Annotated in this window: 15 protein-coding genes; 1 reads left to right on the top strand and 14 read right to left on the bottom strand. The window is 64.9% G+C overall.

Annotated elements, in window-relative coordinates; all coding sequences use genetic code 11:
• A partial coding sequence (locus tag G3N98_RS22050; RefSeq protein WP_206149226.1) for an IS3 family transposase occupies positions 1-740 on the top strand: 740 nt, incomplete at its 5' end.
• A 63-nt stretch (positions 741-803) separates the two neighbouring features.
• Here the strand turns inward: G3N98_RS22050 and cysM are convergent.
• The 14 genes from cysM to serC form a co-directional block, all read right to left on the bottom strand.
• The gene (gene cysM / locus G3N98_RS22055) at positions 804-1,706 is read right to left on the bottom strand and encodes a cysteine synthase CysM (RefSeq protein WP_089424806.1); all 903 of its coding nucleotides are present in this window, start codon (positions 1,704-1,706) and stop codon (positions 804-806) included.
• Positions 1,707-1,914: 208 nt separating this feature from the next.
• The gene (locus G3N98_RS22060) at positions 1,915-2,256 is read right to left on the bottom strand and encodes a helix-hairpin-helix domain-containing protein (RefSeq protein ID WP_089472378.1); all 342 of its coding nucleotides are present in this window, start codon (positions 2,254-2,256) and stop codon (positions 1,915-1,917) included.
• A gap of 74 nt (positions 2,257-2,330) precedes the next feature.
• Entirely contained in the window at positions 2,331-3,323 is a 993-nt protein-coding gene (gene rfaD, locus G3N98_RS22065) for an ADP-glyceromanno-heptose 6-epimerase (RefSeq protein WP_206149227.1), read from the bottom strand.
• A gap of 63 nt (positions 3,324-3,386) precedes the next feature.
• The gene (gene rfaE1, locus G3N98_RS22070; RefSeq protein WP_206149228.1) at positions 3,387-4,337 is read right to left on the bottom strand and encodes a D-glycero-beta-D-manno-heptose-7-phosphate kinase; all 951 of its coding nucleotides are present in this window, start codon (positions 4,335-4,337) and stop codon (positions 3,387-3,389) included.
• A gap of 7 nt (positions 4,338-4,344) precedes the next feature.
• Positions 4,345-5,745: a UDP-glucose/GDP-mannose dehydrogenase family protein gene (locus tag G3N98_RS22075; protein WP_089472376.1), complete on the bottom strand. Its 1,401-nt coding sequence runs from the start codon at positions 5,743-5,745 to the stop codon at positions 4,345-4,347.
• Positions 5,746-5,835: 90 nt separating this feature from the next.
• Positions 5,836-7,008 (bottom strand): lipopolysaccharide assembly protein LapB, encoded by a 1,173-nt coding sequence (lapB, locus tag G3N98_RS22080; protein WP_206149229.1) that lies wholly within the window; start codon positions 7,006-7,008, stop codon positions 5,836-5,838.
• Between the two features lie 53 nt (positions 7,009-7,061).
• The gene (locus tag G3N98_RS22085) at positions 7,062-7,355 is read right to left on the bottom strand and encodes a LapA family protein (RefSeq protein WP_021157458.1); all 294 of its coding nucleotides are present in this window, start codon (positions 7,353-7,355) and stop codon (positions 7,062-7,064) included.
• Positions 7,356-7,565: 210 nt separating this feature from the next.
• Positions 7,566-7,889: an integration host factor subunit beta gene (locus tag G3N98_RS22090; protein ID WP_006486894.1), complete on the bottom strand. Its 324-nt coding sequence runs from the start codon at positions 7,887-7,889 to the stop codon at positions 7,566-7,568.
• 22 nt (positions 7,890-7,911) lie between these two features.
• Entirely contained in the window at positions 7,912-9,642 is a 1,731-nt protein-coding gene (gene rpsA / locus G3N98_RS22095; RefSeq protein ID WP_011694214.1) for a 30S ribosomal protein S1, read from the bottom strand.
• Positions 9,643-9,765: 123 nt separating this feature from the next.
• Entirely contained in the window at positions 9,766-10,452 is a 687-nt protein-coding gene (gene cmk / locus G3N98_RS22100; protein ID WP_039343267.1) for a (d)CMP kinase, read from the bottom strand.
• Positions 10,453-10,465: 13 nt separating this feature from the next.
• Positions 10,466-11,770, bottom strand: a complete 1,305-nt coding sequence (gene aroA / locus G3N98_RS22105) for a 3-phosphoshikimate 1-carboxyvinyltransferase (RefSeq protein WP_089455808.1) — start codon at positions 11,768-11,770, stop codon at positions 10,466-10,468.
• Positions 11,771-11,783: 13 nt separating this feature from the next.
• A complete protein-coding gene (locus G3N98_RS22110; RefSeq protein WP_206149230.1) occupies positions 11,784-12,710 on the bottom strand; it encodes a prephenate dehydrogenase/arogenate dehydrogenase family protein in 927 nt (308 codons plus the stop codon).
• 186 nt (positions 12,711-12,896) lie between these two features.
• On the bottom strand, positions 12,897-13,979 hold the full coding sequence (pheA, locus tag G3N98_RS22115; RefSeq protein ID WP_069247429.1) for a prephenate dehydratase: 1,083 nt from the start codon (positions 13,977-13,979) through the stop codon (positions 12,897-12,899).
• Between the two features lie 33 nt (positions 13,980-14,012).
• Positions 14,013-15,095, bottom strand: a complete 1,083-nt coding sequence (gene serC, locus G3N98_RS22120) for a 3-phosphoserine/phosphohydroxythreonine transaminase (RefSeq protein WP_089472374.1) — start codon at positions 15,093-15,095, stop codon at positions 14,013-14,015.
• Positions 15,096-15,178: the final 83 nt, after the last annotated feature.

Here is a 15,178-nt window from a genome sequence, read left to right on the forward strand (position 1 = left end):
AGGCCGATATCGTGACGACACTAGTACGGGATGTACGGCTGCGTCAGCCCCGACTAGGGACGCGGAAACTGCATCATCTGCTCGGGCCAGCGTTGGTCGAGCGCGGCATCAAGTTGGGGCGAGATCGACTGTTCGATGTACTGCGCGCCGCGCGCCTGCTCGTCGTGCCTCGCCGGGCGTACCACAAGACAACGCAAAGCCATCATCGCTTCCGGCGCCATCCGAATTTGCTGAAACCGGGACCAGATCAGATCGTGCCGACTGGCCCTGAGCAGGTATGGGTGGCCGACATCACGTACCTGCCGACGGCTGGCCCGTTTGTATATTTGAGTCTCGTCACGGATGCATTCTCGCGCAAGATCGTTGGCCATCACGTTCACGATAGCCTGCAAACTGAGCAGGTCAGTCAGGCGCTCAAGAAGGCGTTGCGCAGGCGTCGGAGCGGGCAGCCGTTGATCCACCACTCCGATCGCGGGGTGCAATACTGCTCGACCTACTATCAGGACATCCATCGACGTCACGGCTTGCGCTGTTCGATGACTGACGGGTACGACTGCTATCAGAACGCGCTGGCCGAGCGGGTCAACGGCATCCTGAAGGATGAGTTCCTGTTGCAACGTCCTGTTGACCTTGAGCAGGCTGCCAAGATGGTCGAACAGTCGGTGCACATCTACAACCATGAGCGACCGCATACGGCTCTGAAATACAAAACGCCCGATGCGGTGCATCGGGCGTTCTAGTGCCTGGATACTGTCAACCTATTCCAGGACTTGACAACGCGCACTGCGCGCACCTGCCTGCGTTCAGGCAGGAAACACGCCCGTGGACAGGTAGCGGTCGCCGCGATCGCAGATGATGAACACGATCGTCGCATTCTCGACCTGACGCGCGATGCGCATCGCGACTTCACATGCGCCGCCCGACGAAATGCCTGCGAAGATGCCCTCGACCGACGCAAGCCGGCGCGCCATCGTTTCCGCCGCGGCCTGGCTCACGCTCTCGACGCGGTCGACCCGGCTGCGATCGAAGATGGTCGGCATGTATGCTTCCGGCCACTTGCGGATGCCCGGAATGCGCGAACCGTCTTCCGGCTGCGCACCGACGATCTCGATCGCCGGATTCTGTTCCTTCAGATAGTGCGACGTGCCCATGATCGTGCCCGTCGTGCCCATGGCCGACACGAAGTGCGTGATGCGCCCTTCGGTATCGCGCCAGATTTCCGGGCCCGTCGCTTCGTAGTGCGCAATCGGATTGTCGGGGTTCGCGAACTGGTCGAGGATCACGCCCTTGCCTTCGCGCTGCATCTGGTCCGCGAGATCGCGTGCCAGCTCCATCCCGCCCTTCACCGGCGTCAGGATGATTTCGGCGCCGTAGGCAGCCATGCTCTGGCGGCGCTCGACCGAGAGGTCCTCTGGCATGATCAGCACCATCTTGTAGCCGCGGATCGCCGCTGCCATCGCAAGTGCGATACCCGTATTGCCGCTCGTCGCCTCGATCAGCGTATCGCCCGGCTTGATGCGCCCGCGCGCCTCGGCCTTGCTGATCATCGACAGTGCCGGACGATCCTTCACGGAACCCGCCGGATTGTTGCCTTCGAGCTTCGCGAGCACCACGTTGTTGCGCGCGCGAATTTCATCGTCCGGCAAGCGGACCAGTTGGACGAGCGGCGTATTGCCGATCGTGTCTTCGATAGTTTTGTAAGCCATGGAGATACCGTGAGTACGAGGCCGATCAATCGATCGATTGTAAACCAGCACCGCTGCTCACGCCGGCAACCCCATTGCGACGATGGAATACGCGTGCCGTGCAACACGCCTCCTACACCGCGCCCACGCAAAAAACCCGCGGCATGCCGCGGGAAGCCGTCGCAATGACGGCGACTGAAGGAGCTCGTTGTCGGTCGCGCGCGTCGCGTTACTTCTGTGCCGTGCGGGCAGGTGTTGCCGCGGGCTTGCCGGGCGGCTTGCCCGGTGCGGGCGGCGTGGCACCCGTGCCGGCCGCGCCGACCGTCAGGCCTTCCCGCTGAAGCCGCTCGACGGTATGGCCGCCCATGCCTTTCACGCGCGACGCGAGATCTTCCGCATTCTTGAACGGACCGCGTGCGCCGCGTTCGTCGAGAATCGCCTTCGCCCGTGCCGGGCCGATGCCCTTGATGCCGACGAGCGCATCCTCGTTCGCGGTGTTGACGTCAACGGCCGCCCAGGCCGACGCGATCGTGCCGAGCATTGCCGCTGCGGCCAACCATTTCCTGATCATGTGCTGGATCTCCGATGAAAAACGGCCGGCGGCTGCCGACCGTGAGACCCAGTCTATCGATGCAACGCTTCCGCTTAAACCTGGCCAGATAGCCAACGCACATAGCGGTCGACGCCTTCCTGCACGGTCAGGAACGGTGCGTCGTAACCGGCCGCGCGCAGCTTCGTCTGATCGGCCTGCGTGAAGCACTGGTACTTGCCGCGCAGTGCATCGGGGAACGGCACGTATTCGATCAGCCCTTGCTCGACCTGCTGCGCGAGCGTCAGCGGCGGCTGGTTGTCGAGTGCACGCAGCGTATTCACGACCGTCGACGCGATATCGTTGAACGGCTGCGCACGGCCCGTGCCGAGGTTGAAGATGCCCGACTTCTCCGGATGATCGAAGAAGAACAGGTTCACCCTCGTCACGTCCTCGACCGACACGAAGTCGCGCGTCTGCTCGCCCGGTGCATAGCCGTTGTACTCGCCGAACAGCTTCACCTTGCCTTCCGCACGGAACTGGTTGAAGTTGTGGAACGCGACCGACGCCATGCGCCCCTTGTGCGTCTCGCGCGGGCCGTACACGTTGAAATAGCGGAAGCCGGCGATCTGGCTCTTCGCGGTCGGCAGCACGCGACGGATCACCTGGTCGAACAGGAACTTCGAATAGCCGTAGATGTTCAGCGGCGCCTCGACCTCGCGCTCCTCGACGAAGCGCGTCGATCCGCCGTAGGTCGCGGCCGACGATGCGTACAGGAACTGCGTGCCCTGCGCGAGGCAGGCGTCGAGCACCGCGCGGCTGTAGCGGAAGTTGTTGTCCATCATGTAGCGACCGTCGGTTTCCATCGTGTCCGAACAGGCGCCTTCATGGAAAATCGCGCGTACCCTGCCGAAATCGCCGCGTGCGAAACGTTCGACGAATTCCGTCTTGTCCAGATAGTCGTCGATCTCGCAATCGACGAGATTCCGGAACTTGTCCGCGCGCGTCAGGTTGTCGACTGCGATGATGCGCGTTTCGCCGCGCTCGTTGAGCGCCTTGACAATGTTCGCGCCGATAAAACCGGCTGCGCCGGTGACGATGAGGGTCATGATCGTCCTGCCTGAAAAGTGCGAGCCATGCGTGCGGCGCGCTCGTCGCGCCACCGCATGCGCTCAGTGAAACAGTTCGTCGTAATCCACCGTGGCCGTGCCGAGCTTGCCGACCACGATGCCTGCCGCGCGATTCGCGAGCACGACGGCGTCGACGAGCGGCACGCCCGCGCCGAGCATCGTCGCGACCGTTGCAATCACGGTATCGCCCGCGCCCGACACGTCGAACACCTCGCGCGCGAGCGCCGGTGCGTGCAGTTCGCCGGTGGCGGAAAACAGCGTCATCCCTTCTTCCGAACGCGTGAGCAGCAGCGCGTCAATGTCGAGTTCCGCGCGCAGCTTCGCGACGCGCGCGCGCAGATCGTCTTCCGACTTCCACTGCCCGACCACTTCGCGCAGTTCAGCGCGATTCGGCGTGATCAGCGACGCGCCGCGATAGCGTGCCCAGTCGTCGCCCTTCGGGTCGACGAGGACGGACTTGCCGGCCGCACGCGCCTTCTCGATCATCGTCGTGACGTGCGTCAGGCCGCCTTTCGCGTAATCCGACATCAGCACGACGTCGTGCTGCGGCAGCAGCGCATCGAAGCGCGCGAGCCCCGCGAGCAGCACCTCGTGCGTCGGCATCGCCTCGAAGTCGACGCGCAGCAGTTGCTGCTGGCGCGCGAGCACGCGCAGCTTGATCGTGGTCGGCAGCGCCGGGTCGCGCTCGAGATGCGGCGTCACGCCGCTGCTGCCGAGCAGCTCGACGATCCGCTCGCCGGGTTCGTCGCAACCGACGACGCACAGCAACCCGGCCTGGCCACCGAGCGTCACGGCGTTGCGCGCGACGTTGGCCGCACCGCCGAGGCGCTCTTCCTGACGCTGCACGTGCACGACCGGCACCGGCGCTTCAGGCGAAATGCGATCGACGTTGCCGAACCAGTAGCGGTCGAGCATCACGTCGCCGACGACAAGCACGCGCGAGCGCGCAAGCTGCTCGCGCGGCACCGGAACGACTTCGCGGAGAGTATTCATCGTGTGGTCAGCCACGGGTGAACGACTGGGGATCGACATACGGCCGGCCGATCGCGTAGTAGTCGATGCCCAGTTCGGCCATCGCATCCGGCTCATAGAGATTGCGACCGTCGAAGATCACCGGCGCCTTCAGTTCGGCCTTCAGGCGCGTGAAGTCGGGGCTCCGGAACTCCTTCCACTCGGTCACGATCACGAGCGCGTCCGCGCCCGTCACGGCGATGTCCTGCGTCTCGACGAGATGCAGCCGGGCCAGCGCATCCGGATCGGTGCCGAAATCGAGCGCAAACACGCGCCGCGCTTCTTCGACCGCGACCGGATCGTACGCACGCACGGTCGCGCCGCGTTCGAGCAGCGCGGCGATCAGGCGGCGGCTCGGTGCCTCGCGCATGTCGTCGGTGTTCGGCTTGAACGCCAGGCCCCAGACCGCGAACTCGCGGCCGGTCAGGTCGGCGCCGAAGCGCTGCTCGATCTTGCTGATCAGCACGTCTTTCTGCGCATAGTTGGCCGCCTCGACGGCCTCCAGGATGCGCAGCGGCTGGCCGTTCTCACCGGCCGTGCGAATCAGCGCCTGGACGTCCTTCGGAAAGCACGAGCCGCCATAGCCGACGCCGGCGTACAGGAAGTGATAGCCGATGCGCGGATCGGAGCCGATCCCGCGGCGCACGGCCTCGATGTCGGCGCCGACCTTGTCGGCCAGATTCGACATCTCGTTCATGAACGAGATGCGCGTGGCGAGCATCGCGTTCGCCGCATATTTCGCGAATTCGGCCGAACGCACGTCCATGTAGATCGTGCGCTCGTGGTTGCGATTGAACGGCGCGTAAAGCTTCTTCATCTTCTCGCGCGCGATCGTGCCCGTCTCGTCGTCGTCGACGCCGATGATGATTCGGTCCGGACGCATGAAGTCTTCGACCGCGGCGCCTTCCTTCAGGAACTCCGGGTTCGACACGACTGAGAAGCGATGCGCGACGCTGCCTGCCAGACCGCGGGCGGCAAGCGCCTCGTCGACCACGCCGCGCACGCGCTGCGCGGTGCCGACCGGCACTGTCGACTTGTCGACGATCACCTTGAAGCCCGTCATGTGGCGGCCGATGTTGCGTGCGGCTTCGAGCACGTACTGCAGGTCGGCCGAGCCGTCCTCGTCGGGCGGCGTGCCGACGGCGATGAACTGGATCTCGCCGTGCGCGACGCTCGCCTCGATATCGGTCGAGAAGCGCAGGCGCCCCGCCGCGCGGTTGCGCGCGATGATGTCCAGCAGCCCCGGTTCGTGAATCGGCATCCCGCCGTTGTTCAGGATGTCGATCTTGCGCTGATCGACGTCGAGACAGAAGACGTCGTGACCGATCTCCGCGAGACAGGCGCCCGTGACGAGACCGACATAGCCGGTGCCGATGATGGTGATTTTCATAGATGTTCCGGTACTTCCCGGTAATTGACTAACTTGGCCGCCGGGACGAGCCCGGCGACAACCGCAGCGCGTTGGCTCCGCGTGCCGGGATCAGCCCGGCATAGCAGGTTCGACGCGGCGCGGTGCATAGGTTTCCCAGCCGCTGCATCCGGGGCACTGCCAATAGAAGAGCCGCGCCCGGAAACCGCAATTCTGGCACGTATACCGTGGCAGATTCTTCGTGCGCTGCTTGATCAGCGCACGCATCATTTCAAGTTCCTTACGACGCGGTTCGTCGGCCGCGGCGATTTGCGCATCGAGCAGATGCAGCATCCCCGACAGGTTCGGTGACTTCTCCATCTGCGTGCGCGCGAGCGTGTGCGCCGCATCCTGGCCGCGCAACCCCGCGATGTACTGGTACGCGATGTCGAGCAGGTCGTTCGACGGATAGCGGTCGATATACCCCATCAGCAACTCGGCGCCTTCGGCATGCTTGCCGAGCGCGACGTACGCCTTCATCAGCTTGTCGGCGACGAGCGGCAGATACGCCGGATTCTGCGCCTCGACGCGCTTCCAGTGCTCGATCGCGGCCGCGTGGTTGCCCTCGGCTTCCGCCGCGTCGCCAGACAGCACCGTCGCGCGCACGTTCTGCGGGTTCACGCTCAGCGCCAGGCGCAGCTGTTCGGCGGCCGCTGCCGCGTTCTTGCGCTGCAGCGCGTCCTGCGCGAGTTCGCAGTGGAACTGCGCGATTTCGACGCCAAGCGGCTTGTCGCTCATCGACTCGATGCGCTTTGCCGTATCGATCGACTTGTTCCAGTCCTTCTCGATCTCGTAGATCGTCAGCAGCGCCCGCTGCGCGCCGAGCGCGTAATCGCCGTCGGCGAGCTTGTGAAACGCCTCTTCGGCACGATCGAGCAGCCCGGCCTTCAGGAAATCCTGGCCGAGCTCGTACAGCGCGTGGTCGCGCTCGTTGACCGGCAGGTCCGTGCGGCTCAGCAGGTTCTGGTGCACGCGGATCGCGCGATCGGTCTCGCCGCGGCGGCGAAACAGGTTGCCGAGCGCGAAGTGCAGCTCGACCGTCTCGGGATCGAGCTTGGCGACCTCGATGAACGCATCGATCGCCTTGTCGGGTTGTTCGTTCAACAGAAAATTCAGGCCGCGAAAATACGATCGCGGCAGGTTGGCACTCTCCGACAGGAGATTCTTCAGGTCATAGCGTGACGCCGCCCAACCCAGCGCGAATGCGACCGGAATCGCGAGCAACCACCAGAAATCCAGATCCATGCGAAATATCGAAGCAGAGACGAAAACCGCGCGATGGTCGCGCGGCGTCCGTGTTAAATGACGGGCGGCATCGGCGGCTGGTCGATGACTGCCGGCGTTTCGCGCGCCGCACGCAGATCGCGCTTCAGGCGCCCGTTCTCGAGGCGCAGGCGGAAGATCGAAGGCAGCGCGGACAGCAAGCCGGCCAGCAGCCCCACGGCGAAGAACGCCAGGCCGATCAGGATCAGCGGCGCTTGCCATGAATAGCCGGCAACGAAATTCAGCGTCGCGGTTTGCGTATTGGCCAGCGCAAGCACCAGCAGCAGTACGAACACCAATACCCGGATCAGCCAGACGATAAACTTCATGAAGCCCTCTCTTTGTTGAGGTTTGCCGCGGCGCGCGACTCCCCTTAGTCGCACCGAATCGACCCGTATTGTAAAGGATGCGTTTCCGCGGCTGCGCAGATCCTGCGTGCCGCCGTTGCGCGGCGATCGCCGGAAATGAAAAAAGCGCCCGCAAGGGGCGCTTTTCTTTTCAGCCTTCGCCGGATGGGTTCCGGGCAACCCGGATGACGTTTAACGCTCGTCGTCCGGATCATCAGCCTTCAGCGGTTCACCGGCGCGGCCGTCGACGCGTTCGCGCAATTCCTTGCCAGGCTTGAAGTGCGGCACGAACTTCTCGGGCACCTGCACTTTCTCCCCTGACTTCGGGTTGCGTCCGACGCGCGCCGGGCGACGGTTGAGGCCAAAGCTGCCGAAACCCCGAATTTCAATGCGATGCCCTTTCGCCAGGGCGTCAGACATCGCATCGAGCATCGTTTTCACCGCGAAATCCGCATCCTTGAGGACAAGTTGCGGAAATCGCGATGCCAGCTGCGCGACCAACTCGGATTTGGTCATACTTCAGCAGACCTCGTGAGGCTTACTGGTTCTGGCCGTCGAGCTTCGCCTTCAGCAGCGCGCCGAGGTTGGTCGTACCGGTCGCAGCAGCGCTCGAGTCCGACTGCAGGCCGCGGATCGCTTCCTGTTGTTCAGCCGAATCCTTCGCCTTGATCGACAGGTTGATGCCGCGCGACTTGCGATCGATGTTGATCACCATCGCGTTGACCTTGTCGCCTTCCTTCAGCACGTTGCGTGCGTCTTCGACGCGATCCTGCGAGATTTCCGACGCGCGCAGGTAGCCTTCGATGTCGCCGGTCAGCGTAACGACCGCACCCTTCGCATCGACCGTCTTCACGACGCCGTCGACGATCGAGCCCTTGTCGTTCATTGCAACGTAGTTGCTGAACGGGTCGCCTTCGAGCTGCTTGATGCCGAGCGAGATACGTTCCTTCTCGACGTCGATACCGAGGACGATTGCTTCGACTTCGTCGCCCTTCTTGTACTTGCGAACCGCTTCTTCGCCAGCTTCGCTCCACGACAGGTCCGACAGGTGGACCAGGCCGTCGATGCCGCCCGGCAGACCGATGAACACGCCGAAGTCGGTGATCGACTTGATTGCGCCCGTGATCTTGTCGCCCTTCTTGAAGTTGCGGCTGAAGTCATCCCACGGATTCGGCTTGCACTGCTTCATGCCGAGGCTGATACGACGACGGTCTTCGTCGATCTCGAGGACCATGACTTCGACTTCGTCGCCCAGCTGGACAACCTTCGACGGAGCAACGTTCTTGTTGGTCCAGTCCATTTCCGACACGTGGACGAGGCCTTCGATGCCCGATTCCACTTCGACGAATGCGCCGTAGTCGGTGATGTTCGTGACCTTGCCGAACAGGCGCGTGCCCGACGGGTAACGGCGCGAGATGCCTTCCCACGGATCGTCGCCCAGTTGCTTGATGCCCAGCGAGACGCGGTTCTTCTCTTGGTCGAACTTGAGGATCTTCGCGGTGACTTCCTGGCCAACCGACAGGACTTCGCTCGGGTGACGCACACGACGCCATGCGATGTCGGTGATGTGCAGCAGGCCGTCGATGCCGCCGAGGTCGACGAACGCGCCGTAATCGGTGATGTTCTTGACCACGCCGTTGACGATCGCGCCTTCCTTCAGCGTCTCGAGCAGCTTCGCGCGCTCTTCGCCCTGGGTTGCTTCGATCACTGCACGACGCGACAGCACGACGTTGTTACGCTTGCGATCGAGCTTGATCACGCGGAACTCGAGCGTCTTGCCTTCGTACGGGGTCGTGTCCTTGACCGGACGCGTGTCGACCAGCGAACCCGGCAGGAACGCGCGGATGCCGTTGACCATCACGGTCATGCCGCCCTTCACCTTGCCGGTGATCGTGCCGGTGACGAGTTCGTTGTTGTCGAGCGCCTTTTCCAGCGACAGCCACGATGCAAGGCGCTTCGCCTTGTCGCGCGACAGGATCGTGTCGCCGTAGCCGTTTTCGAGTGCGTCGATCGCGACGGACACGAAATCGCCCGACTGCACCTCAACCTCGCCCTGATCGTTCAGGAATTCCTCGATCGGAATGTAAGCCTCGGACTTCAGGCCTGCATTGACGACCACGAAGTTGTGGTCGACGCGCACGACTTCGGCGGAAATCACTTCGCCGGCGCGCATGTCTTGGCGGGTCAGCGACTCTTCGAACAGAGCCGCGAAAGATTCAGTATTCGGGGTAGAGGTTTGCAGGTCGGACATAAAAATCTGATTGTGCATGGATCGCTGTGCCACGCCGGCCGGAATGGCAGGCTGAAAGGGCCAGATCGATGTCCACACGGGGTTAAGGGTTCGAAACACGCTCCGCACTTACGCGCGGAGCACCTACCGCTGCCCGCCTTCTCAGGCCGGCTGGCCGAGCGCCCGGTACCACTGCAGCACCTGGTCGACCGCTTCATCGACCGAAAGCGCCGACGTATCGAGCAGCTTGGCATCTGCCGCGGGCTTCAGCGGCGCGGCCGCGCGATTGCTGTCGCGCGCGTCACGTTCACGAAGATCCCGGAGCAAGTCATCTATATTAGCAGAAAAACCTTTTTGCATCAATTGCTTATGCCGTCTGGTCGCGCGCGCCTCGGCGCTGGCCGTCAGGAACACCTTCAGCACGGCGTCCGGGAAGATCACGGTACCCATGTCGCGCCCGTCCGCAACGAGGCCCGGCGTCTTGCGGAACGCGCGCTGGCGCGCGACGAGCGCGGTGCGCACCGGCCCGTGCACAGCGATCGCCGACGCGCGGTTGCCGACCGCTTCGGCGCGGATGTCGTTCGACACATCGACGCCGTCGAGCTGCGCGCAGCCTTCGCGGAACGTGATGTGGAGATCGTCGATCAGCTTCACCAGCGCGTCGATGTCCTCAGCCTCGATGCCATAGCGCACGCTCGCGAGCGCGGCGAGCCGGTACAGCGCGCCGCTGTCGAGCAGGTGGAAGCCAAGATGCGCGGCGACGAGCGCGGCGACGGTGCCCTTGCCGGAAGCAGTCGGGCCGTCGATCGTGATGACGGGAGTCGGGTGAAAGGGTCGGGTCGATTTCATCAGAACAGTGGGGTCAGGCTTTGGCGAGCGCGGCGAAGCGGTCGAAATAGTCGGGGAACGTCTTGCCGACGCACTTCGGATCGTTGATCCGCACGGGCACGCCGCCCAGGCTGACGAGCGAGAAGCACATCGCCATCCGGTGATCGTCGTACGTGTCGATCGCCGCGTTCGGCGTGAGCTTTTCCGGCGGCGTGACGACGAGGTAGTCCGGGCCTTCCTCGACGATCGCGCCGACCTTGCGCAGCTCGGTCGCCATCGCGGCGATGCGGTCGGTTTCCTTCACGCGCCAGCTCGCGATGTTGCGCAGCGTGCTCGTGCCGTTCGCAAACAGCGCCGCGACCGCGATGGTCATCGCCGCATCGGGGATCAGGTTGAAGTCCATGTCGATCGGCTCGAGCTTGCCGTGGTCGTGGCCGATGCCGCGCACGTCGATCCAGTCGTCGCCCATCGTCACGTTCGCGCCCATCTGCATCAGCGCGTTCGCGAAGCCGACATCGCCCTGGATGCTCGCCCGCCCTACGCCTTCGACGCGCAGCGGGCCGCCGCCGAGCGCGCCGGCCGCGAGAAAGTACGACGCGGACGACGCATCGCCCTCGACCATGATCCGCCCCGGCGAGCGATAGCGGACGCCGGCCGGCACGACGAAGCGCTGCCAGCCGTCGCGCTCGACGGTCACGCCGAAGCGCTCCATCAGCCGGATCGTGATGTCGATGTACGGCTTCGAGATCAGCTCGCCATCGACCTCGACGACGATCTTGCCGTCCTTCGCCTTCACGAGCGGCAGCGTCATCAGCAACGCCGTGAGGAACTGGCTCGACACGTCGCCGCGCACGCGGATCGGCGCGTCGACGGAAATGCTTGCCGGCTTGATCCGCAGCGGCGGGTAGCCTTCGTTCAGCTCGTAGTCGATCTGCGCGCCGATTTGCCTCAGACCGTCGACGAGGTCGCCGATCGGCCGCTCGTGCATGCGCGGCACGCCGTGCACGCGATAGTCGCCGCCGTTCACCGCGAGCGCGGCGGTCAGCGGCCGCACGGCCGTGCCCGCGTTGCCCAGGAACAGATCGGCCGTCTTCGCGGTGAATGCGCCGCGCGTGCCCATCACGACGCAGGTGTCGCCATCACGCGCGAGCTTCACGCCGAGCTTGCCGAGTGCGTCGAGCATCACGCGCGTGTCGTCGGAATCGAGCAGGTTGGTGATCGTGGTTTCGCCTTCGGCAAGCGCCGCGAGCAGCAGCACGCGGTTCGAAATGCTTTTCGAGCCGGGCAGGCGCACGGTGCCCGATGCACTGGAGTACGGGCCGAGATCGAGATAGTCCATGGGAATCGTCCTGTTATTTCTTGACCGGTTCGGCAGCGGGCGTACCGCCACGCTCCTGCCATGCCTTGCGCGCAGCGCGCGAGCGCGTGAACACCGCTTCGAGCGCCGCGCCGTCGCCGGCGTCGATCGCCGCGCGCAGCCGCGTGAGCACACGCGTGTAGCCATCGAGCTCATCGAGCAGCGCCGCGCGGTTCGCGACGCACACGTCGCGCCACATCTCCGGGCTCGACGCCGCGATGCGCGTGAAATCGCGGAAGCCGCCCGCCGCGTACGAGAATTTCAGTTCCGCATCGGCCTCGCCGAGGATCTGCTCGACGAGCGCGAACGACAGCACGTGCGGCAGATGACTGATCGACGCGAATACGCGATCGTGCTGCGCCGTGCTCATCGTGCGCACGTCGGCGCCCGTTGCACGCCACATCGCATCGATCCGCGCAACGGATTCGGGTGCGTTCTCCGGCAGCGGGCACAGCACGACGTTGCGGCCGACGTACAGATCCGGCAACGCGGCCTCGACGCCGCTCGACTCGCGGCCGGCGATCGGGTGACCCGGCACGAACTGCGCGATCCGCGCGCCGAGCGCTTCGCGCGCGGCCGCAACGACATCGGACTTGGTGCTGCCTGCATCGGTGACGATCGTCGCCGCTTCAAGCCACGGCGCGATGCGCGCGAGCAGTGGGCCCGTCTGCGCGACAGGTGCAGCCAGCAGCACCAGATCGGCACCCGTCAGCGCGTCGCGCAATTGCGCGTCGTCGTCGAGCGCCGCCGCGCGGTCGATCACGCCGAGTGCGAGCGCACGCTCGACCGAAGCACGCGAACGGCCCACGCCGACAACCTCGCCCGCGCCGCCCGGCGCGCGCTCGCGCAGCGCGCGGGCCAGCGATCCGCCGATCAGGCCGACGCCGAAGATGACCAGTTTGTTGAATGCAAAGCCTGACACGACTAGAGCCAAGTTACGCGCGCAGGACGACGCCCCGCACGCGGAATTCCAGATTCCGGGCCACGGGCCCGCATCCGGCGCAACCTGCGCCGGATGCCGCCCGAACCCGCCTTCGGCAGCACCGATCGGCCTGCCTTGCCCGCGTGGCCGCAACGCCTGCACGAACAGGCGACGGGCCGCCACGCATCAGCGTGCGCGCGGATACGAACCGAGTATCTTCAGGAACGCGGCCTTCTGGCCGAGTTCCGCGAGCGCGGCCGCAACCGACGCATCGTCCCGGTGCCCTTCGATGTCGATGTAGAAGTAGTACTCCCACGTGCCGACGCGCGCCGGACGCGACTCGAAGCGCGTCATCGACACGCCGTGCCGCGCGAGCGGCTCGAGCAGCTTGAACACGGCGCCCGGTTCGTTCTTCACCGACACGATCAGCGACGTCTGGTCGTGACCGCTCTGCCCGGCCGGCTGCTTGCCGATGATCACGAAGCGCGTGCGGTTGTGCGGATCGTCCTGGATCAGCGAGAACGCGATCTGCAAGCCGTAGTGTGCGGCCGCGCGGTCGCCCGCGATCGCCGCAACGGTCGGATCGGCCGCCGCGAGACGCGCAGCCTCCGCGTTGCTCGCCACCGCCTGCCGCTCGAGCTGCGGCGCATTCGCCGCGAGCCACTGCTGGCATTGCGCAAGCGCCTGCGCGTGTGCACAGACGCGCTTCACGCCGTCGAGCGTGCCGCTCTGCGTCAGCAGGTTGTGATGGATCGGCAGCGCGAGTTCGCCGCTGATCAGCAGTTGCGTCTGCAGCAATAGGTCGAGCGTGCGCGACACGGCGCCTTCGGTCGAATTCTCGACCGGCGCGATACCGAACGCGGACGCGCCGGCCTCGACCGAGCGGAACACCTCGTCGATCGACGGGCACGGCAGCCCTTCGATCGACTGGCCGAAATACTCGAGCATCGCCTGCTCGCTATACGTGCCGACCGGCCCGAGGAACGCGACGTGGATCGTCTGCTCGAGCGCGCGGCTCGCGGCCATGATCTCGCGCCAGATGGCGCTGATATGCTCGCTCGCGAGCGGCCCCGCGCTCATGTCCTGCAGCCGGGCGATCACTTGCAGCTCGCGCTCCGGCCGAAACACCGGCGCGTTGAAATGCTTCTTGACCTCGCCCACTTCCAGCGCCACCGCGGCACGCTGGTTCAGGAGCGCGATCAGCTGCGCGTCGATCGCATCGATGCGATCGCGCAGCGGTTTCAGGCGGGAATTCAGTTCGTCGTCCATGCGTTTTGCCGTGCTGTTTGAACAGCGCCGCCGTCAGGCGCCGCGCTGCTCGAAGTCCTTCATGTACTCGACGAGCGCTTTCACGCCCTCGAGCGGCACCGCGTTGTAGATCGACGCCCGCATGCCGCCGACGGACTTGTGGCCCTTCAGCTGCAGCAGCCCGCGCGCCTTTGCGCCGGCAAGGAAGTCTTCGTTGCGCGTTTCGTCGGCCAGGAAAAACGGCACGTTCATCCGCGAACGTGCTGCCGGGTCGACCTTGTTCAGATAGAAACTGCTCGCATCGATCGTGTCGTAGAGCAGCTTCGCCTTTTCGATATTGCGGGCCTCGATCGCTTCGAGGCCACCCTGCCGCTTCAGCCACTGGAACACCAGGCCCGCGATGTAGATCGCGTAGGTGGGCGGCGTGTTGTACAGCGAGTTGTTCGCCGCGATGGTCTTCCATTCGAACGCGGACGGGCAGATCGACAGCGCACGGTCGAGCAGATCCTCGCGCACGATCACGAGCGTCACGCCGGCCATCCCGATGTTCTTCTGCGCGCCGCCGAACAGCACGCCGTACTTCGCGACGTCCAGCGGACGCGACAGGATGTGCGACGAGACATCCGCGACCAGCGGCACGTCACCGAGATCGGGAATCTCGAACGTCTCGACGCCGTCGATCGTCTCGTTGGTACACAGATGCACGTAGGCCGGATCGTCCGACAACTGCCATTCGGCGCGCGCGGGCGCACGCGTGAAGCCGTCTTCCGTCTTGCCGGTTGCGGCGAGATGCGGCGTGCCGTATTTCTTCGCTTCGCTGAACGACTTCTGCGACCACGAGCCCGTGACGACGAAGTCGGCCGTCGTGCGCGACCCGAGCAGGTTCATCGGGACGATCGCGTTTTCCGCGATACCGCCGCCCTGCAGGAACAGGATCCGGTGACTGGCCGGCACGCCGAGCAGGTCGCGCAGGTCGGTCAGCGCGGCCTCGTGGATCGACATGAATTCCTTGCCGCGATGGCTCATCTCCATCACGCTCATGCCGCTGCCATGCCAGTCGAGCATTTCGTCGGCCGCTTGCCGCAGCACTTCCTCGGGCATCGCCGCAGGGCCGGCGGAGAAATTAAAGACGCGCATCGTGAAAACCTCGGAGGGACGCGACCGGCTCGCCGCCGGCAGAACGCGCCAGAAAAGAAATGGCCGCTTGCGCTCGCGCGCAA

Source organism: Burkholderia sp. Tr-20390 (assembly GCF_017104595.1).
Classification (GTDB): domain Bacteria; phylum Pseudomonadota; class Gammaproteobacteria; order Burkholderiales; family Burkholderiaceae; genus Burkholderia.